The sequence below is a fragment of the Candidatus Protochlamydia phocaeensis genome (assembly GCF_001545115.1).
GTDB lineage: Bacteria > Chlamydiota > Chlamydiia > Chlamydiales > Parachlamydiaceae > Protochlamydia_A > Protochlamydia_A phocaeensis.
The window spans coordinates 318,256-338,565 of record NZ_FCNU01000007.1; the positions used below are offsets into that span (position 1 = coordinate 318,256).

16 protein-coding genes and 2 tRNA genes are annotated in these 20,310 nt (G+C 43.0%); 11 read left to right on the forward strand and 7 right to left on the reverse strand.

Annotation, left to right across the window (positions count from 1 at the left end; translation table 11 throughout):
* Positions 1 to 3: 3 nt before the first annotated feature.
* Complete coding sequence (locus tag BN3769_RS02350) at positions 4 to 888, reverse strand: deoxyribonuclease IV (protein WP_068467486.1); 885 nt, start codon at positions 886 to 888, stop codon at positions 4 to 6.
* A 183-nt stretch (positions 889 to 1,071) separates the two neighbouring features.
* Here BN3769_RS02350 and murJ point away from each other — a divergent pair, with 183 nt between their 5' ends.
* Both murJ and BN3769_RS02360 read left to right on the forward strand, forming a co-directional pair.
* Positions 1,072 to 2,694, forward strand: coding sequence for a murein biosynthesis integral membrane protein MurJ (gene murJ, locus BN3769_RS02355; RefSeq protein WP_068467155.1), 1,623 nt, complete (start codon positions 1,072 to 1,074; stop codon positions 2,692 to 2,694).
* 116 nt (positions 2,695 to 2,810) lie between these two features.
* A complete protein-coding gene (locus BN3769_RS02360; protein WP_068467157.1) occupies positions 2,811 to 3,776 on the forward strand; it encodes a hypothetical protein in 966 nt (321 codons plus the stop codon).
* A gap of 220 nt (positions 3,777 to 3,996) precedes the next feature.
* On the opposite strand, the gene BN3769_RS02365 is transcribed toward BN3769_RS02360, so the two are convergent.
* From BN3769_RS02365 to recO, 3 genes are all read right to left on the reverse strand, one after another.
* Positions 3,997 to 4,788 carry an RMD1 family protein gene (locus tag BN3769_RS02365; RefSeq protein ID WP_068467488.1) on the reverse strand — a complete coding sequence of 264 codons (792 nt, stop codon included), beginning with the start codon at positions 4,786 to 4,788 and terminating at the stop codon, positions 3,997 to 3,999.
* Between the two features lie 91 nt (positions 4,789 to 4,879).
* Positions 4,880 to 4,963: transfer RNA gene (locus tag BN3769_RS02370), tRNA-Leu, on the reverse strand.
* A gap of 55 nt (positions 4,964 to 5,018) precedes the next feature.
* A complete protein-coding gene (gene recO, locus BN3769_RS02375; RefSeq protein WP_068467159.1) occupies positions 5,019 to 5,711 on the reverse strand; it encodes a DNA repair protein RecO in 693 nt (230 codons plus the stop codon).
* 195 nt (positions 5,712 to 5,906) lie between these two features.
* Here recO and BN3769_RS02380 point away from each other — a divergent pair.
* Both BN3769_RS02380 and rlmN read left to right on the forward strand, forming a co-directional pair.
* A tRNA-Arg gene (locus tag BN3769_RS02380) sits at positions 5,907 to 5,979 on the forward strand.
* Positions 5,980 to 5,993: 14 nt separating this feature from the next.
* Positions 5,994 to 7,070, forward strand: coding sequence for a 23S rRNA (adenine(2503)-C(2))-methyltransferase RlmN (gene rlmN / locus BN3769_RS02385; protein ID WP_068467161.1), 1,077 nt, complete (start codon positions 5,994 to 5,996; stop codon positions 7,068 to 7,070).
* Between the two features lie 20 nt (positions 7,071 to 7,090).
* On the opposite strand, the gene BN3769_RS02390 is transcribed toward rlmN, so the two are convergent.
* Positions 7,091 to 8,578 carry an endonuclease/exonuclease/phosphatase family protein gene (locus BN3769_RS02390; protein WP_068467163.1) on the reverse strand — a complete coding sequence of 496 codons (1,488 nt, stop codon included), beginning with the start codon at positions 8,576 to 8,578 and terminating at the stop codon, positions 7,091 to 7,093.
* 382 nt (positions 8,579 to 8,960) lie between these two features.
* Here BN3769_RS02390 and hpf point away from each other — a divergent pair, with 382 nt between their 5' ends.
* Together hpf and BN3769_RS02400 are read left to right on the forward strand one after the other, a co-directional pair.
* Positions 8,961 to 9,590, forward strand: a complete 630-nt coding sequence (gene hpf / locus BN3769_RS02395; RefSeq protein ID WP_068467165.1) for a ribosome hibernation-promoting factor, HPF/YfiA family — start codon at positions 8,961 to 8,963, stop codon at positions 9,588 to 9,590.
* A gap of 9 nt (positions 9,591 to 9,599) precedes the next feature.
* Entirely contained in the window at positions 9,600 to 10,088 is a 489-nt protein-coding gene (locus tag BN3769_RS02400) for a type I restriction enzyme HsdR N-terminal domain-containing protein (RefSeq protein WP_068467167.1), read from the forward strand.
* Positions 10,089 to 10,625: 537 nt separating this feature from the next.
* Here BN3769_RS02400 and BN3769_RS02405 read toward each other — a convergent pair.
* Complete coding sequence (locus tag BN3769_RS02405; RefSeq protein WP_068467170.1) at positions 10,626 to 11,165, reverse strand: hypothetical protein; 540 nt, start codon at positions 11,163 to 11,165, stop codon at positions 10,626 to 10,628.
* A 107-nt stretch (positions 11,166 to 11,272) separates the two neighbouring features.
* Between BN3769_RS02405 and BN3769_RS02410 the strand changes: the two genes are divergently transcribed.
* Complete coding sequence (locus BN3769_RS02410; protein WP_068467172.1) at positions 11,273 to 11,803, forward strand: hypothetical protein; 531 nt, start codon at positions 11,273 to 11,275, stop codon at positions 11,801 to 11,803.
* A gap of 382 nt (positions 11,804 to 12,185) precedes the next feature.
* Here BN3769_RS02410 and BN3769_RS14625 read toward each other — a convergent pair whose 3' ends face one another.
* Complete coding sequence (locus BN3769_RS14625; protein ID WP_154017791.1) at positions 12,186 to 12,350, reverse strand: hypothetical protein; 165 nt, start codon at positions 12,348 to 12,350, stop codon at positions 12,186 to 12,188.
* 385 nt (positions 12,351 to 12,735) lie between these two features.
* On the opposite strand from BN3769_RS14625, the gene BN3769_RS02420 reads away from it, so the two are divergent.
* From BN3769_RS02420 to BN3769_RS02435, 4 genes are read left to right on the forward strand one after another with little or no spacing between them, the layout of a single operon-like run.
* On the forward strand, positions 12,736 to 13,182 hold the full coding sequence (locus tag BN3769_RS02420; protein WP_068467178.1) for a hypothetical protein: 447 nt from the start codon (positions 12,736 to 12,738) through the stop codon (positions 13,180 to 13,182).
* A gap of 31 nt (positions 13,183 to 13,213) precedes the next feature.
* Positions 13,214 to 15,484 (forward strand): 6-hydroxymethylpterin diphosphokinase MptE-like protein, encoded by a 2,271-nt coding sequence (locus tag BN3769_RS02425; RefSeq protein WP_068467180.1) that lies wholly within the window; start codon positions 13,214 to 13,216, stop codon positions 15,482 to 15,484.
* The gene (locus tag BN3769_RS02430; RefSeq protein WP_068467182.1) at positions 15,481 to 18,318 is read left to right on the forward strand and encodes a 6-hydroxymethylpterin diphosphokinase MptE-like protein; all 2,838 of its coding nucleotides are present in this window, start codon (positions 15,481 to 15,483) and stop codon (positions 18,316 to 18,318) included. Before BN3769_RS02425 ends, BN3769_RS02430 begins: the two co-directional genes overlap by 4 nt.
* Positions 18,315 to 20,228: a motility associated factor glycosyltransferase family protein gene (locus tag BN3769_RS02435; protein WP_068467184.1), complete on the forward strand. Its 1,914-nt coding sequence runs from the start codon at positions 18,315 to 18,317 to the stop codon at positions 20,226 to 20,228. The genes BN3769_RS02430 and BN3769_RS02435 overlap by 4 nt, the downstream gene beginning before the upstream one ends.
* Positions 20,229 to 20,310: the final 82 nt, after the last annotated feature.

Genomic DNA, 20,310 nt, shown 5'->3' on the forward strand with positions numbered 1-20,310 from the left:
GAATTACTCCGCTAACGTTAATGTTTCTTTTGTGGGCAAAACAAATGCTTTCAATTCTTGGATTTCCTTTGCCCATAACTCAGGTCCATCGGGTGTTTCTAAGTATTTTGGCAAATGGCGGGTTCTCTCATCTGACATGAGAAATCTAAAGCATTCCCATCCAATCTTGCCTTCTCCTAAAGGTTGATGCCGATCGACTCGCGAGCCCACATCCTTTAAAGAGTCATTAAGATGAAAGGCATAAAGATGCTGCAGACCTATCACCCGATCAAATTCCGCCAATGTTTGATCCCATGCTTCAGGAGTCCGGATATCATAACCGGCAACGAAAATATGGCAGGTATCAATGCACACCCCAATCGGAATTTTATGTTCAACAGCTTTGAGAATATAGGCCAACTGCTCAAAACGATGCCCGACAGAAGAGCCTTGCCCGGCAGTTGCCTCTAGCAATAAACGCGTCTTGCCTTGCTCTAAAAGAGGTTCCATTAGCAGAAGGCTTTCTATAATGCGATCCAAACACTCTTGTACATCGCCAGTCAGTGCCGCACCTGGATGAAAATTGAGAAAAGCCAACTCAAGTTGACAGCAACGGGCTATCTCCTCTTGAAAAGCCAATCGACTTTTTATTAAATTCTCTTCGTTGGGACATCCCAAATTAATTAAATAGCTGTCATGGCTCATTAATTGCTTTAGTCCCGTTTCAGCCACGGTTTTTTGCCAAAGGGCCAAATCCTCGCTCGTTATCGCCCGTCCTTTCCACTGCTTTTGATTGCTGGTAAAGAATTGAATTGTCGTTGCTCCGATCCGCTGCCCTTCCAGCAAAGCACGGTAAAGCCCGCCTGAAGTTGAGGTATGCGCTCCAATTAAAATCTCTTGAGAAGTCATTTTTTTCCTATTGCTATTGTGCGAAGGTGTTTTCCCAACCCGGTAATCGCCTAGATTCGCCATGTAATCTGCTTGAGAAATAATTTCGAATAGAGGCATGATAAGCTTGTGAACACACCCTAAATTTTAGCAAAGCCTTTTGCTTCTTGACAAGAATAACAGATACTCGATTAAGTCTCATCCATGAAAGATTCCACTCATTCGATTCGGCAATCGGCCAAGCGTTTTTTTTCGGGAACGTTATTGAGCCGAATAGCTGGCATGCTAAGAGACATGGCAATGGCTTATGCATTTGGCACTCAGCCTGCCGTTTCTTCCTTTATGGTCGCCTTCCGCTTAGCCCATGTCTGCCGGCGCCTTTTTGGAGAAGGAGCTCTCCAGTCTGCCTTTATTCCCGAATTTGAATCTTTGCGCCATCGATCAGAGCAACAGGCATTTGCTTTTTTTCGGGATTTAGCCGCTACGTTGACTGTTTTTTTATGCCTGCTTATTCTGGCCGGTTGCCTAGGGATTGGAGCCTTGCTGCAATGGGGGGACTTGAAAGCCTCTCAGCAAGATCTTCTTTTTCTTACTTTGCTCATGCTTCCCAGCCTTCTGTTTATTTGTTTATTTGGGCTTAATGCCTCCTTGCTGCAATGTGAAAAAAGCTATTTTACTCCCAGCGTCGCTCCAGTCGCTTTTAACGGGGTCTGGATTCTGGCAGTTTTACTTCTCAGGCCTTTAGAGCCCGCTAGCGCCATGCCTTTATTGGCTTGCGGCGTCATCTTCGCCTGCCTCTGCCAGTGGCTGACGACGCTGCCTCAAACGCTATTTCTCTTAAAACGCGCCTTATCGGCCTCTTTTTGGCAACGCCTGCATGTCTTTTCACCCGATGTGCGGCGCATGGGCAAGCCTCTTTTTTTGGGAATAGTGGGGGTCGCCGCCTCCCAAATCAACAATGCCGTCGATCCCTTGTTTGCCTATTATGCAGAATCAGAAGGACCAGCCATGCTCTGGTATGCCATCCGCCTCCAACAGCTACCTTTGGCACTGTTTGGAATCGCCATTGCAGGGGCAATCCTTCCCCCTCTTTCCAGAGCCCTGAAAGCGCAGGATTGGGAACGCTATCGCCATTTCCTCAATGACGCCCTAATCAATACGTTCACCCTTATGTTGCCTTTGACCGCTGCCCTTTTAGTCCTAGGGGATAGCAGCGTCAACTTCATTTATGGCAGAGGCGATTTTACAAACGAATCGATCTGTGGGACAACTCGTTGCCTGTGGGCATACGGCATTGGACTCCTCCCCTCTTCGCTTGTCCTGATTTTAGCTCCGGCCTTTTATGCTCAAGGCAATTATCGCCTTCCCGCTTTAGGGTCTTTTTTAACCATGCTCATCAATTGTTTTTTAAATACCCTTTTCATCACTGTTTTTGAATGGGGAGCGATGAGTGTCGCCTTGTCAACCAGTTTCAGCGCATGGGTCAATTTATTCCTTTTAGGCTGGTCCCTTTATAGGCAGGCACGCCTTGTCTTCACTCCAGCCCTCGTCCTTCATGTGGCAAAAACCTGCTTGGCCGCTTTGGCAGCCTTTCTGGGAACTTGCTTATTTAGAAATTATCTTCAGTATACGTCTTTGACGACTATTTTATGGAATGAAGGCCCCTTCTTTTCCAGAGAGCTTTCCAATCAATTTTTTGCCCTTACCAATTCCACTGCCTGCTTTGCTTTTTTATTCTTTTTAAGCTGTTGGATTCTTCGCTTGTCTTTTGCTTCAGGCTCCCCTCTCTCCGAAGTCTCTTCTCCTGAAGCTATTCAATCCAACTAAAAAGAATTGTTTCAGCTTTCCAAGAAAAAAATTTTGTTTATTTTTTAACAACTTTATTTATAATTGACTTTATTTAATAAAAACATTAGAATCATTTTTTTTATTAAGGATTTTACATGTTTATTTTAAGTTTCCTTTTTCCTAATCCTAAACCTGTATACATAGCTCCTAATATTTCTCATTTTAAAGAAGACGAGAAAAAGTGTTATAATGAAATCGTCTCATACTTCCTAAAGAATTCGGAAGCGCGCAGTTCGCATTCCTTTTTATCCCCCACTCCGGAAAGGCAAACGTATTATATTACTTTCTGTAGATCAGCCTCTTGGACAGATTTAGAAGCTCTCTTTAAGGCTGCAAAAGATAAGACCGCTTACCCCGAAATTATAGATGATTGGCTTAAGCTCATTGAGCAGGTGAACTCTCTTAATAAGGCCCGTTCTGATCGGCTATCAGAAGAATCAAGTTATACGGACCAGCTTAAAGTAGCACATCACCAGGCTATGGTAAAGCTAACAGATCAATGGAATAATAAAGCCTATCGTGAGGATAATGCCTTAAAATCATGCCTTAACGCGCTTGTGTATCATTGGCAAAAATTCTGGGTTTTTGTGGAGAACAAGGAAATTCCTTTAAACTCAAGAGGTTTGCATGTAAAAGTCGGGCTTCCTAAAGAGGAGGTCAACCTAGAATTCTATGTCAACAGAGCAACAAAAGCCGTTCTGGTGGTAGAAGAGACTGAATGCGAATCCGTGAATTGGCCCATCTCTCCACAGGTGGAAGCAATAAAGATTATTCGCCCCAAAAAAATAGAAGTTCAAAGAAAAGTCTTCGGGCCGCAAACACCTCATGCTATTAATAAGACCTTTCAACAAGGGGTACAAGGAGTACAAGAAGTACAGAGACTCCGGGAATCAGGCTCCCAAATCCAATTACAAGAAGCCCATTTTCCGTTTGTTATTCAAGAAATGATAGAAGAAGGAATGAGGGTCACTGCCGATGCCATTAGAATTGATGAAATTGTCACCAAGGCTCTTAGCGAAGTGAATGCAAGATTAGCTGAAAAACCGAATGGGGAATTCTAAGCAGGGTATATTAAAACCTAATAGCCCTACTTGAGATGATTATCCGTCTAGGACGCATCACTAAATCGCTAATAGCCTAAATCGAGTTCTTTCCCCTAGCAGAAGAAGACCTTGCTTAATTGACGACAGGCTCTAGACGAAAAACGCTTGAATCTAAGTTGTTAGCGGCTTTACTATCCCCTTAATAAAGCGTTAAGCATGGCTGGCCTGCAGTCAGAGATTAAATAACCCGAAACACATCTCTTAATAGGGAAAGCAAGACCTCAATGATAATCAACCAAATGATTGTCCATTCCAAACGGCTTGAGTGCTGATGATTTAATTCATTGCCCAGCATTTCAAAGAGTTCGTGGACAACATCTAAGCGTTGATTCAACACTTCCACGCGCGCATCGATATCCAAGTAATTATCTGTCATGGCATAAAGGGGCTCAAGCTCCGAATATTCCCAAAAAAATTCGGGCGTATCTAATACATCTAAATGCAAGTTAATGGAATTGCGTTCAATAAATAGATCTCCCATTTTCTTGCGGATTTCTTGCCTTGACAAGGGGATCCGGCCATGCTTTGCCAAGTCCTCCGGAATATGCTTGGTGTGGTTGAACGTACGCCGAATCGCGTTCTCGAATGTCCCCAATTTGACTGATTGGGCCAATCCATGTGAAATAGCCAAGCGGTTGAGCACATCGCGATTAGGCAGAATGATTTCATCTCCGACTATTTTGGGGACATCGCCGAAGGTGAACGTGAATTCATCCATTTCCACATCTTCGATTGCTAAAGGCTGTTCTTCAAAATTTTTGATTAAATTGAGATAAAAACGGCATTTTTCAGGCGTGAGCCCCCAGCAAACAGTAGCCCCATAGGAAAAATAAAACACATCGCCAATCGACTCGCCCGGAACGGGAAAATGGATGACATCCCGATAAAGCGAAGCCCCTTGCGACTTTAAACTTTCATATAAAGATTTGATTTGATAGGAGGAGGCTGTGCAATAGGCTCGGCAATCCATAGTAATTCTACAATTAATTGATGTTGTCTTCTGTGATAAAAGAAAATGATTTTGTTTGGAAGGAATACAAATGCAAGCTAAGAAATAGAGTTGCGAAAGAGGGGACTTGAACCCCTACGAGGAAACCCTCACTACCACCTCAAAGTAGCGCGTATACCAATTCCGCCACTTTCGCATATAGAGAAAAAGAAGCATACCAGTTTTACGCTATAACAAGCAACAGATTTTCGCTATTTTTGCATGCGTTCCTTAAAAAAAATCTCCATTTTAGCCTTAAAATCAGCAGGAAGAAGAACTTGGGTTAAATCTTGAAAGGTTTTGCAATCCATTAATTTATATAATACGTCTAATTCTTTTTGTTGTAAATATAGCGAGCCCGGCACGTGATGTTGAAGACAGAAAAGATCGGACTGATAAGAATAGGCTTGCGAAACAAGCGGCTGCTGGCAATGGCTGCAGCGTAAAGGGAACGTTAACAGCCCTTCATGCTTAAGGAGCTTCAGGCGAAAACTTGTAGTCAATATAGCCGGATAGGGAATAGCGGGGATTTTTTCTAAATAATATTTCAATAAGGCATAAAGCTGAGGAGATGGCTTGCCAACCCATTGCGTAGCATATAGGACTTGCAACAGCTCGCAGCCTGCTTCTAAGGAAGATAATTGTTGGCGGAGCGGGCGATACGAGTCCAGCAGGGAAATTTCCTGACAACTAAAAATTTCTCCCTTTTTTTCTTTAAAAATGACTTCTACTCTTGTCAAGGGCATGCAAATTCCCTGCACTCCCCTTTTTTTGCTCCGGCTGCCTTTATAAAGAAGCTTGATTAACCCAGCATCTTGAGTGAATAAAACGAGAATTTGATCATAATCTCGGAAAGGGATGGTGCGCAAAATAATGCCTTCCGTGCGCTGAAACGACTCTGACATGTCTTCCTTGTTTCTCTTTCTAATGCTTTGGCATTCCAAAAACATGCGTATTCATTTTTTATTTTCCTCTAAGATTTTAAATTGGACTGCGGAGAAGAAGAAAAAAGCTTGCCGAAAGCGGATAATTTTTGACTTATAATTCTATGCCTTATATATTTTAGTCTCTTAGCTGTTAAAATGCACTAATTCTCAGATGCACCGATAGCTCAATGGATAGAGTACCCGGCTTCGAACCGGGTGGTTAGAGGTTCGAGCCCTCTTCGGTGCACATTATATAATCTTGTGGATAAACAACTTTCTATCTTATCTCAAACTTCTCATGCCTTTGCTTCCTGGATGCGCGACCGATTGGGCAAGGGTTTCCAGCATGCCGAGCTCGTTTATGAAGAGTGGTGCCGAACCGGAAAATTGACGGGTCATCACCCTGCCTTCAAAAATGCCCAAGCCCTTTTGCAAGAGATCATTGCTCTGACGGACTTTTCTGCGCTTTCTTTATCATCTGAGCAGACAGACGGCAAGACGGGCAAATTTCTTCTTAAGACAACCGATGGCCTAGAAATCGAATCCGTTCTTATTCCCATGCAGGCCGGAGGAACATTATGCGTCTCCTCTCAAGTTGGCTGCCGCATGGGCTGTGCTTTTTGCGAAACCGGGCGCATGGGGCTTTTGCGCAATCTCAAGCCAGAAGAAATTGTCAGCCAATTATTCGTTGCCCGCTTCCTGCTAAATTTCTCTGTGCGCAATATTGTTTTCATGGGAATGGGAGAACCCTTTGACAACTACGATGCCGTTATCCAAGCCTTCCGCATCCTTACAGATCCGCATGGCTTTGGCTTTGGCCCGAATCACCTGACAATTTCTACCAGCGGATGCATCGACGGCATCTATCGCTTGATGAATGAGAATGGCCCGCTTCCCAATCTGGCCGTCTCGCTGAATGCGCCGACGGACGAGCTCCGCTGCAAGCTGATGCCCATTACGCGTAAGTATCCCTTATCGATGCTTTATGAAGCCATAAAAGCATTTTGCAGCCAGACAGGCAGACAGGTGCTCATTGCTTATGTGCTTATAAAAGGCCAGAATGATTCTTTAGCCCATGCGGACCAGCTCGCCCATTATCTGAGGGGCCTAGACGTTAAAATCAACTTAATTCCTTATAACCCGCAAAGCAACGACCGCTATCAGCCTCCAGAACAACCCATTCTAGAAGCCTTTACAGCTCATTTGCGCAACCAAGGTTACTATACATTGCTCCGCCAGACTAAAGGACAAAAGATCATGGCCGCCTGCGGGCAATTGGGCAACCTGGAATTGAAGCGCCGGCGCGCAGCCCTCCCTCGCTTGCCTGTCGTTGAGTAAACGAAGAGCATAAGCTTAGTTTATAAAGCAACCACGACATCCATGGGCAAATGGTCCGTGGGAGCGCTTTGCCGGTCCGTTACGACTCGCCGGATCTCAGCCCGCGCAGAGTTGATATCGCCTTCCTGTCCCAATTGATCTTTAGGAACCCACGCTCCATCAAAGCGCGCTGTGTTGGCCGTTTGCGGCCCGCTTGCCCATTTTCGTGTTCCCCATAGAACAGACTCTTCTTTTTGAATGGCGGGATGGGGAACATAATCGCTTGAGCCATTCCAAAACGCTTCCCATGCCGATTTTAAGCGCAAGACAAGGTTTTTTTTCGCGAACGGGCCGACATACCAACTTCCAGCAGGCTCTGCGCGTGGAATACCAGTTGCCGGTCGGATCATCCTGGCTTCATCGCTCTCTAAGAAGCGCGGCGAGCCTGCAGTCCTGTTGCCGAGCTCGTCGTGGTCTAAAGCAAAAACATCTGTAAAATGCTTTTCCATTTCTTCAAAGAAGGCCGCTTCTGTCGGATTAATCTCTCCCCATGCGGTTATTTTAGAGGCATTGAAATCGCCTACGAGAATTTGGGGAATGAAAGGATCGCGCGCGCGATCTTCTTTTATCCAGCGGACGATGTGCTTGGCCTGTTCTACGCGAGCCGCCGCCCTTTCTTTACCTAATAGGGCCTGCAAGTGCGCGCTATAGACCGCTATCTCTTTTCCATCCTTCTCAATCGTCGCCCTCAATAAGCCGCGAGGCGACCACCCCTCGGGCCCAATTAAATTTTTAAAGAGCCGTACGCTAAAGTGCTTAATAGGATATTTGCTTGCAATAATGCAGCCATTGTTGAGCCCTAGTCCATGAGGAGCTACGCTATGAATCATATAGGGATAAACCCTTTTAATCTCCTCGCATAAAAGACGCGTTCCATCGATATGAAAAGCCTCCTGGAAACAAATCATATCGGGTTGGTGCGGATCGTTTAAGAGATGTTGCGCCACCTCGTGCGCCCGTTCCTTGACAGGCCTTAAATCTCCTACTATGCCAAAAAATTCATAGACAAAGCCCAAATTATGGGTACGAATATGGAGTTCATTTTGATTAGAAGAAGGCTGTGCCTGAGACAGATGCGAGAAATCGATAAAAGATAAGCTTGGACGACGCACATGAGAATAAACATGCAGCGGCAATCCCATCGTTAGAGATACCAGAGCAAAAGGCAGGGATAAAAAAGCACCTGCCAAACAGCTGGCGCGACGTACGGCATTTAGCATGCCTCTTTCCTTATCTGCGCCAGGAGCCGGTTGTATAACTGAAGCCAATAAACGCAAAGAAAGTTTCCAGGGGCTTAACAGCATTTGAGCAAATTGATCGATTCTCTCATCTATTGCCTGCCTATGCGTTCTAAATTGAGAGCTCTTGATTTCATTTAACTGGCTCTTAGAAATCGCTAATTGAGAATTCAAAGAAATATGACTATATCCTAAAGAAGCATGTAAAGAACTCATATTAATGGTAGGCATAGTTTCCTTTAATTATTAAAGGACTAATTATACATGCAATTTAATTAAAAAACACAATAAAAAGCATATAATTAACAAACAACTCAATTTAGATTAATACGGTTTGGAATAGCAATTTCTTCTTGGCAGGCGAGAGGAAAGGAGTGTATAATTAAAGCTACAAAGGCTTGTTCATCGCCTTATTATCATTTCATAGATCAATTATGAATTCTCTTATTAATCTTTTTATTTTTGACGAGAGATCGCCCTATTTAGTATAAGAGTTTTTCGCTGAATAGGAAATTTTTTATTTGCAACGTATAATTCCTAGGCAGAGATCTGACAAAATGATATAAAAAATGAACTTTCAACTATAACGTCAACGTTAACCATCGAGGTACGTATGAATCGCAAAGAAAGAGCCTTAGAATTTGTGAATGAGGGATACAATATCAAGATTACAGGACGCCACGTAGAAATTACGGATCCGATGAAAGATTATGCTATAGAGAAAATTTCTAAGATTGAGCGATTCATGAATCGCATTATTGACGTAACCGTCATTATGGACATTCAACGATTTGACCACCGAGTAGAAATTATCTTAAAAGCCGGAAATATCAAGATTACAAGTCAAGCCTCTAGCCAGGACATGTATGCATCTATTGATAAGGCAGTCGACAAGCTAGAAGCGCAGATTCGCCGGTATAAGTCCAAAATTCAAGATCATCATGCCAAAGGACGGGCAATCATTGACATGAACGTCAATATTCTCCGCCGCCCTGCAGAGGAAGAAGAGCTTGATCTAGAGGAAGAAGTGGATAATGCCACGACTGCCGATCAGCTTCGTCCACATGAAATCATCAAGCAAGAAACGCTTCCCTTAAAAACGTTAACTTATGACGAAGCCATCATGAAGATGGAACTTTCCAACGATGCTTTCTTAATTTTTAAAAATGAAGCAGACCAGAAGTTAAAGGTCATTTATCGCCGCAAAGATAGCAATTACGGCATTATTGAACCAGAGTGTTAACAGTTTTCTATGCCTGATCAGACTACCCAACTCTTCTGTCTTTTGCGAAAGAAATGGATTGCAGCTACTCCGGAAGAGAAGATCAGGCAAAACTTCGTTCTTTCTTTAACTCAGCAGTTAGGTTACCCCCTGGGGTGTTTGGCCATGGAGAAATCTCTTAGCCAAATGCCCCATCTGCAGCACCTCTCGCAGAGCTCCCTTCCCAATCGCCGAACAGACATCATTGTATTTGCTCAAGGGCTTCATCCTCATTATGCTTATTATCCGCTTTTGCTCATTGAATGTAAGGCCGTTCCTTTAAACGCCAAGGTTATGCGTCAAATCGTTGGCTATAACCGTTACCTCCAAGCCTATTTCTTAGCCCTTGTCAATCAAAACGAGAATCTTTTCGGCTGGTATGATGCAGACTTAAACGATTTTTCCTTTAGAGCAGGTGTGCCGCCTTATGTCGTCCTCCTTCAACAAGCCCAGTCTCTACTTCAGCCTATACCAAGATAATCTTTTGGCTAGGGTGTGCACCAAATTGCTAATTGCCTAGATTTGGTTCCTACGAAGAAAATCATCTTCCTTATTGAGAGCTGCTTTTTCTTCGCCACTCAGGTTGGGAATAGAAGATCGGTATTCCTTTTATAATAGCTAGAGAATTTCTCTGTTTTTTCTAATAGTTCAGAATAGCTGAAGGGATTAAACAACTCAGTGAAAGCCCAATCGATCTTTTAAATAAGCCAGTAGGGTTGCAAAAAGAAGAAAAAATCAAACTCCAATCCAAAAAAATCCCCCTAAGCAGGGGTCTACATTAGAAAAACAAGCCCCTACTTCTTTAAAAGAACGCTTTACTGATTTTGTATGAAATGTAGCAAATATCGGTCATCGACAAAGAAGAATAACACTTAAGATGAAAATGGCTATTAAACCTGAGTTTTGATGGCCATTTTATTCCTTAGGTGTTTTATCGTTTAATTGTATCTTAGCCCAATCTTCTACAAGATTTGAATGATCAGGCAGACTTGCACTGAGTAAATTACCTCTTATTCTTTATTCACTTGCAGCGTTATTTCGAGATCCCTTTTGTTTAAGGACTCTTTTTTCGGCTTCGCTAAGCTGTTCAACTTGAGGCGTTATGGTTATATTTATAATTTTACCTGTGAAGGAAAAGGGAACCTGATAGTCTTTGTCATCTACAGGAGTTCCGGTATCCACCCCTATATCGAATGTTTCATCCCACTGTAAAATAAAGGGGATGGTATGAGCCATATGCTTACTCTCAATTGTCTGACCATCAACTTTTAATGTTCCTTGACCACCTTTACCAAAGCCTGGACCGGCATAGTTAAAATCGTATACGATGGTATGCCTTCCAGGAGAGAGCTCTTCCTTACCTTCCCATCGGATCCTTTCATAATTGAAAAAATTCCAGACAAAGACTGGTTTGTTCTTCAATACATACAATCCATAGCCTCCAAAGCGCCCGCCTTGGGTGACTAACATTCCCTCTGCTCCTTCTTTGGGGATTTCTATCTCAGCTGTGATGGTATAAGATTTATCTAAAAGATGAGGCGCTGCACCCCAAGGCACCTAAGTCAGCTGTCTCTTTTGCTATTGATTTAAGAGGAATCGAAGCGTCTGCCTCTTTTGCTGAAAATTCTACAAGTTTAATCGTTGATATTCCACAAGCTAGTCTTTTGGAGACCTTTACAGGATCAACGAGAGAAGAGAGCTTAGCTCTTTTTAAAGAATATATTAGAGATGCGGGAAAACATCATCGGTTATTAAAAGCTTATGCCAGATACTCTCCTATTGATCCAATAGCTGGAAATCCTAATAGCTTGATGGCTCAAATGGGTCAAGCGGATTACGTAATTGGCCATTTGTCCCCTTTAAGTGGATGTCAGTGTGGTTGGACTGCACAACCACTTGTAAACCAAGTCCAAATAGGATCTCATATAGGTCGAAGTTTTACTGGGGGATTTGACACGACGTCTGTAACTATTCCATTGCGTTATTCCTATTCATGGGATCTCAATCATGCTTTTATTATAGATGCCCCTCTTACCTATCTTAGAAATGCCGGAGCCTCGTCATTAGTTGGATCTTTGGGAATTGGCCTTCGATTACCCATGGGGAACGGCTGGTCAATTACCCCTATCGTTCGCTTTGGCTCCGGTGGATCCTTAGATTTATGTACATCGGGGCTTTTGCCTCAGCTGGGATAACAAGCGTATTTAATTATAAAATTGGTGATTTTGTGGCCAGTTTAACTAATTACGCTGGTTACATCACTTCCACAAATCTTTGGTTATCAGGAGTTAACTTCAATTATCATCTGCATAATTACATTTTAAAAAATGGATTGTCCTTAACCTCTTGTGAGGGTTGGCGTTTATGCGGAAGAACCATTAATTTGAGTTTATCCCTAATAGATTCTTTCTTTGGCAGAAATCATTTATATATCAGGCACTATGATGAAATAGGATTCTATCTCATCACAGAACATTTAAACCCTTGCTTAAAATATGATAGCCTATCTATTGGCTTTGCATTCCAATTCGGACAACATGATTATAAAGGGTATTTTCTAAATTTAACTTATCAATTCTAAAGGCAGAGATAAATTAGAGTTTTGAGAAAGACCTGTATGTTACTTCTTAATACCCATTCCATTAAAGTCTGCATGCCGGCCGCAACTCTAATAGGGCCGTTGGCTGCAATGACTAAACGGTGGTTTGTATTTGCAGAAAACTCAATGAACGTGGTCTCCATTTGATCTCTGAATATAGGTTTCAAGCACTCCTGATTTCCCCTTTCATTTCTCTAATGGTCGAATCTCAACTATACTGGATTAGGGCAGCTTCTTTGGAAGAAAAGCTGATTAAGGGAGCATGAATAATGCAAGGGATTCTTTTGAGTCAATCCTTCTTGGGAAAAATAACTTCAAAGCCTGGGTATTAAACTTTTTGATTTAGTTTAAGCAAAATGTTAAAATAAAATTAGAAATCAAGAACTTTTAACTACCCTTCTATAGAAAGGTAAAGAATAAGCATAAAATTTTGGCTTAGCCGGTCCTTTCAAGCAAGCTTTTTGCTCGGCCAAATTGTAAATTTTTTAAAAGCTTTGTCTACCTTCGAAAGTTTTTTATTGGGGCATTATGAGAGATAAAAATCAGATTGAATCTCTTCTTACTCAGGTAGCGGATTTGATTAATATGATCCAAAATCACACGGGTCCGATTTCAGATAATATTTCTTCTCGCGTCCTGGAAGAAATTGAGAGATTGGAAAAAGCCATTGCTCTTTTTGATGAAATCAACCGCAAGAGTTTGGAAGAAGCGAACATTGATATCGAACGTTTGCGCATGGAATTTGCCCGATCGCCTTTGATCACGCCTAAAGATAAGCAATTGATGCAGCGCGCTCGCGATATTGAGAGGGATGCTAAGAATCTGCAACTAGCCTTTTCTAAAGTAATTGAGCGAGGACAAAGCTCGTCCGCAGCTTTAGAAAAAGCCGCTAAGGATCCCTTGAAGCAGCAGATCAAGGAGCGCCGCAAGCGCTTCAAGCCGCTGGGAGGCAATAAAAACTGGATTCCTATGTAAGGACGCGCGCAATTTTGTTTAATGAGAGCTCATGTTTGATCCAGATTTATTTCGCAAAAATTTACCTCTCTTTGCCCTTATCAATCCCTCTTTGGCTCAAAAATTTTCCCTGTTAGCCGAAAGAATAGAGAACAATTTGTCTTGTCTTGTCCCTTCCAACACAGAGGGAGAGCTCAATATTCGCTTTGAAAAAGACGGCCATGCCTACTATTTGCATGCTGCAGAAGGTCCCAAGCAGGAAGCGCATGCCTGGTTTCAAAAATTAAACTTAGAGACTTGCGAAGTCTTGTATATTTATGGATTGGGGCTAGGCTACTTGTATGAAGCGGCCTTGCCTTGGCTGAAAGCCAATCCCAATCGCTACCTCGTTTTTTTAGAAGATGAAGAAGCCATTATCGAGTTTTGGCTGGGCACTCCATTTGCTGCTGAGATTTTAAACGATATTCAAGTCGATATCCGCAGCCTATTCCAATTTGAGCAGGATCGCTCCATCATCAGACGTCTCACGCAAGACAATATGCTTCGCCCTGCCGCCATCACGGCACTTCCTTCCTATCAAACGCATAAAGCTTCCCCATTTGCCCTGCTGCAGGATTTGATCGCCTTTGAGACTGCAGAGCAAAATATCCGCTATCAAGAGCATGCCCGCTTCGGCGTGGATTTCTTTAATAATTTCTATCGCAACCTTCTTCAACTTCCCCACTCTTATTTAGCGCAAGGCTTATTCGGCCAATTCAAAGGCATTCCGGCAATTATCTGCGGGGCAGGCCCTTCCTTGATCAAACACATTCCCCTGTTGAAAGACTTGGGTCAGCGGGCCCTTCTTTTTGGTCCCGGAAGCTCCCTGAATGTCCTTAGTTACCACAACGTGCTTCCCCATTTTGGCGTCAATATCGATCCAACGGAAGAGACTTTTCACCGCCAAATTATGAATCGCGCCTTTGAAACGCCGATTTTTTATCGCAACCGCATTTATTATGAAGCGTTGGCAGCCATACATGGCCCTCGCCTATTTATTTCAGGATCCACTTATGCCATCTCGAATTGGTTCGAATCCCAACTGAATATAGAAACCATCCCGATCGAAGCAGGCTATAGCGTTATTCATACGGCTCTGCAGATTGCGGTTTTACTCGGCTGCAGTCCCATTATTTTCGTGGGAATGGACCTTGCTTTTCATCCCGGCCAACATTATGCACAAGGCATCGAAAGGCATCCGCTTTTCCCTCAGCAAGATACAAAACCACATTTAGGCGCTCCCATTGAAGTCAAAAATATTAAAGGCGAGCCCATCTGGAGCTATTGGCCTTGGCTTGCAGAAGCACAATGGCTCGACCTTTATAGCCGCACTCATCCCGACTTGACTCTATTAAATGCAACAGAAGAGGGAATCGGCCTTTTTTCCATTCCCAATGTTTCCTTGGCGGAAGTCAATAGGACTTATCTGGCTAAAACCTATGATTTGGAAAAGATGATCCATGAATCTATTCAAAAAGCAGGACAAGTCCCCGTCAATAGCGAGAAAATTGAAGAAAGCCTTTCAAATTTTTATTCAAGCTTGAAGACCTGCGGAGCCTTATGCGTGGCTATTTTACAAGAAAGCCATGCCGCTTTGCAGAAGCAGCCCTCTTCTTTTCCAAGCCATTTAATTCAGCAAAAAGAGGAGGAATTAAAGAAAGAAAATGGCTTTAATTATTTGCTGGAGCAGTTTGACGATTTCTTCTTAACTTTTATCCAAAAAGATTTGCGCAATTTAGCCCGTTTGCCTTCGGAGACTGAACGGGCACAGCAACTGGCTAAATTGACAGAAGAGCGCTACCAATTTTTAATTCAGGCAATAACAATTAATTTAAAAATTATAGAGAATGCTTTAAATGAAAATAGGAATTTTAGAAAAAATGTAGGTAAAGCCCCTATTCCGGCGCCTCTTTCGCAAGACGCATTTACACATGAAGCGAGCCAGAAGCAAAGTTATTACTATCCTACCGGCGCCATTTATAGCCACTCTTCTTACCAAGAGGGCCAAAGAGAGGGCAAGCAGCTTTATTATTATGTGGATGGGACGCTGAAAACGGAATTGCATTACAAGAACGGTTTTTTAGATGGAGTTGTCCATCTTTATTATCCCAATGGACAGCTCAAGCGAGAGCTCCATTTTCAGCAAGGCCAAAGAGAAGGAATAGAAAAAAGTTGGTATGAGAATGGACAGCTTTTTACAGAAGTAGACTATCACCAAAATATTGCCAAACGCGCGCGCTGTTGGTTTTCCGACGGTACATTAGCAAAGGATATCCAGATATGATCAAACCAGCTTTTAATGAGGATCTATTTAACGCAAACTGGGAATTATTGGCTCAAATTAATCCTTTGGCCGCCTATCGCCTAGAGTTTGTTTGGGAAGAGTACAAGCTAACGCCTTGTGAAACGGAAAAGGGAGAATTCAACCTCTGCAGCAGCCGTTATGGAATCAAAAATTATTATCATAGCCAGAAGGGAGCCTTGGACGAGGCACAGGCGCAACTGAGTCAAGACGTCTTAGCAAAGGCTGATGTCCTCTATATATTCGGCCTAGGCTTGGGCTATTTTTATGACGCTATCCTACCATGGCTGCAACAGAATCAAGACCGCCATGTCGTTTTTTTAGAAGATGATTTAGAGGTCATTTCCTATTTTTTGCATACGGAGCGGGCTGCTGATCTTTTAAGAAATCCTCAAGTCACCTTGTTTTATTTTCATGAATACATTCAAGACTATGACCGTTTTTGCCAGCTTCTCATGACTTTTTCCAATCGCCGTCTTCAATTTCTTACCCTTCCCTATTATGCAGCCAAGCGAGAAATACAGGCCCTGATACTTTGCTATAACATCCTCCACGATTCTTCTTTAATGTCCACCATTCACAATGAATATTTATCCGGACAGACGGGCTTCTTAGCGAATTTCTATCGCAATTTTCTTCTTATGTATCAATCCTCCTATGCAGCAAGCGGCCTGTTTGGCCAATTTAAAAATATCCCTGCCATTATTTGCGGAGCCGGTCCTTCTATTCATAAAAATATTTACTTATTAAAATCCCTTGCCGATCGGGCGCTTATTTTTGCTGGAGGATCGTCTTTAAATGTGCTCAACCACGTCGGCATCACTCCCCATTTTGGACTGGGAGTCGATCCCAATTCCGAGCAATATCATCGCCTGCTAGCTAACCACACTTTCTATCTTCCCTATCTTTATAGGCCAAGAGTATCCCATGAAGCATTTCAGCTCATGCAAGGTCCAAAATTGTATATTCCCGGATCGGTCAATCGGCTGGCCTCATGGTTTGAAAAGAAATTGGACATGCCGGCCGAATCTATTGATGAAGGACATAACGTGGTCAATCTTTGCACAGAGATTGCCTATCGCATGGGATGCAATCCCATCATTTACGTAGGAATGGACCTTGCCTTTACAGAGATTCAATCTTATGCTTCCGGGATTAACACCCATCCTTTATGGATAGAGCTTAGCCAGCCTTATTCGACAACGAATTTGGAGACCGTGCGGCGTCAAGACATTAATGGAAAATGGATCAATACAAAATGGGATTGGATTGCCGAATCCGCCTGGCTTAGCCATTTTGCCCAGCAGCATCCTGATGTAAAGATGATTAACGCAACAGAGGGCGGCCTAGGCTTTGCGCCTGTCCCCAATTATCCATTAGCCGAAGTTGCCAATCAATACCTAAAAAAATCCTATGATCTGTCTGATTGGGTTCATGCGGACATCCAAAACAGCAAGCTCAATATTAAGCAATCGACCATTTTCAATTTGATTACCGAAGTAAAAATGAGTTTGACGCGTTGCATCAATATTTTAAAGCAAGTCATAGAAGAAAAGACCCCCCTATTCAATAGCACAGAAGATCTCTCTCAAGTGGAATTTTATACTCCTCAAACTATTTTGCAAGAGAGCGAGATGCAAAATGAGTTGGGATATCAGCATTTTTTAACCCTATTTGAAAATGCCTATCTTTATATTCAAAATGCCAAGCAAATGACCTATCATCGCCACCCTCCCTCTTTTTCCCAACACCTTGGCCGCTACCACTTCTTGCTCTCGATCGCCAATCAAAATATTAATTTAATGACACGTGCTGTCCATCGCTTCATCACCTCCCCTCCTCCCATTACCTATTCGCAAGAGTCCCGTTCCTTTTCCCATCCTCCCAAGGAAGTGTATCAATTCAGCGAAGGCCGCTTGCAAATCAAAGATCCAGAGCTCGGCATTTTCATCGATGATCTCTATTCCTTTACCCCTCAAACAGACCGCCTGGCATACTACTATCCAAATGAGCAGCTCAAAGGCGAAATGTTCTACTTCGAGCAGCGGTTGCACGGTCCCTCTCGCTTTTACAATCCTCAAGGAGGGCTATTAGCAGAAAGCTGGTTTTTCAAAGGAAACTGCGAGGGAAAAAGCCTGCAATACTATCCTTCAGGCAACGTGTCCAGCATTCGCCGCTTTAAGCATAATCTCCTATTCGGCAAGCAAGAGTATTTTTATGAAAATGGCACCCCCCACGTCATCATGCATTACCAAGAAGGCTTTTTACATGGCGAAGTATTGATTTATACGATCACAGGCAAGCTGATCAGAGAACTTCATTACCACAAGGGACAGCGCCATGGGGTAGAGAAAATGTGGGATAACAACGGACAATTGCTGATGGAGTGCCATTATCAAGAAGGAACGCCGGTCGGTCAAGCACGCCAATGGGATCCAAAAGGATGGTTATTTAAAGAAGTCACTTTTCACCGGTTTCCCAATGATTTTGATCTATCTATTTGGAATGCCGAAGGAAAAAGGATTCAATTTTTCGAACATGGCATCGAAGATTTTTCCGCTCTCTATGAAGATACCCAAAAAACGGCAAATGAGCTGGATGCAACCTTGCAAGGTATGCTCAAGCAACTTTATCCCCTCGTAGAGCAAAAATTTAAAGACTCTCCGTCCGACATCGAAGAGCAATTTTCTGCTATTAAGGACTCTATACAAGAGATGCAAAAACTAAGGACCAATTTAGATGAAATTATGCAAGATAATCTGAAGAGGGCTGAAGAGGCTAAACGCAAACAACAATTGTTAGGACAAGAGGAATGAAAAAAGATTTGCAATCCCAATTGACAAAGAATTTAGCCTTTTTACAAAAAATTGACTCAAAACTGGCCTTCCAGCTTCAGACAACCGATCCTAGCGACGTGCAATTTTGCCGGACGGAAGCGGGGGAACTGAATTTAAAAAGAGAATATGAAGGCCAAACCTATTTTTACCACTCCCCCCTATCTGCGAAACAGGAAGCAAGGGACTGGTTCGAATCTCTCAATTTGCAGCAGGCCGAAATTCTCTACATTTATGGAATCGGATTGGGCTATTACTATGCCGCCGCCAAAGAATGGTTAAAAGAGCAAAAAAACCGCATGCTCATTTTTTTAGAAGAAGACATAGCCGTCCTTCATCGCTTATTTGAGACCGAGACAGGCTCGCACCTGCTTAAAGACCCGCAAGTCCAGCTTGTTTATTTTCAAGATATGTCAGCAGAAAAAGCCCTTTTTAATGAATTATCATGGACCTATTTTGCCAGTCCCTTTGAAGTCGCTTGCTTAAAGCTTTATCAAGACGTCAATCCCTCGGGATTTTTGCAGCTGCACCATCAACTCTCTTATGATCTTATTGAAAAAAGGGCCTTTGTCGATGAATATTTCCAGTACGGAGTGCCTTTCTTTCGCAATTTCTATCCCAATTTGTTCAGTCTGCCTAAGGCATATTTAGGCAATGGTCTCTTCAATCAATTTAGCCAAGTTCCAGCCATTATTTGCGGCGCCGGCCCTTCCTTAAATAAGAATATAGAATTGTTAAAAACTTTGACCGATCGTGCGCTTCTTTTTGCCGGCAGTTCGGCTTTAAATGCCCTCATTCCCAAAGAGATTATTCCCCATTTTGGAGTCGCCATCGATCCTAATAGAGCCCAAGTGCCACGCGTAGCGGTGGCAGCTCCCTACCACGTCCCCTTTTTCTACCGCAATCGTTTGTTTCAAGAAGCCCTTCAGGCGATTTCCGGGCCCCGCTTGTATTTGACCGGAACAGGAGGCTATGATATTTCCACATGGTTTGAGGAACAATTGGGAATAGAAGAAGAAAGCTTGGATGAGGGGCACAATGTCGTCAACTTTTGCATTGAAATTGCCCATGCTTTAGGTTGCGATCCCATTATCCTTGTAGGCGTTGATCTGGCTTTTACAGATCAGCAGCACTACGCAGATGGCATTATCGCCAACCTTCAATTAACAGAAGAAGATTTTAAAACCCGCGAAGACTTCGATTCTCAACCTTTGCTTAAAGAAGATATTCATGGAAAGCCCATTTATACGTTATGGAAATGGATCACAGAGTCTGAATGGATTGCAGAATTTGCCAAGAACCACCCCGAAGTCTCAATCATTAATGCAACCGAAGGAGGACTTGGATTTAAAGGCATTCCCAACCTAAAGCTTCAGGAAGCCGCCAATATGTTTTTGCGTTCGACAGAAGATTTTAAAACGCGCATTCATAAAGAAATTGAGAAGCATTCCTTATCCTTCATTCAGTCAACACAGCTAATCCATTTGCTCCGGCAATTGCAAAACAGCTTGGACCGTTGCATAGAACTGTTCAATAAATTGATCCAGGAAGGAGGACAATTAGCCGACCGCATCCAAAAAGGCCTTCCGGTTCCCGAGTCTCTTCAAACGCCAGCTATTTCTCTTTTAGAGGCGGATGTGGAAGAACAAATCGGCTATCAGTATCTTATCGATACATTCAACCAAATTTATATTCGCGCCCACCACCGCACCATTCAAAATTTGCGCTCGCCGAAGCGCAGGCTGCCCCCCAAAAAGCGCTTGCTTGAAACATTAGCCTTACAGAAAGAGCGGTTAAATTTTCTTCGCGATGTTGCCCGTGTCAATCGGGAGCTGATTCAGCGCGCCCTCGATGGACAAGCCAAACAAGGAGAGGCCGGTTTCAACCTATAAACAGGTATATTAAAATAGCTAATGGCTTAGATGCAGGCTCTTTTCCCTTAGGCATATCTCTAAATTCAACAACTTGAAGGAA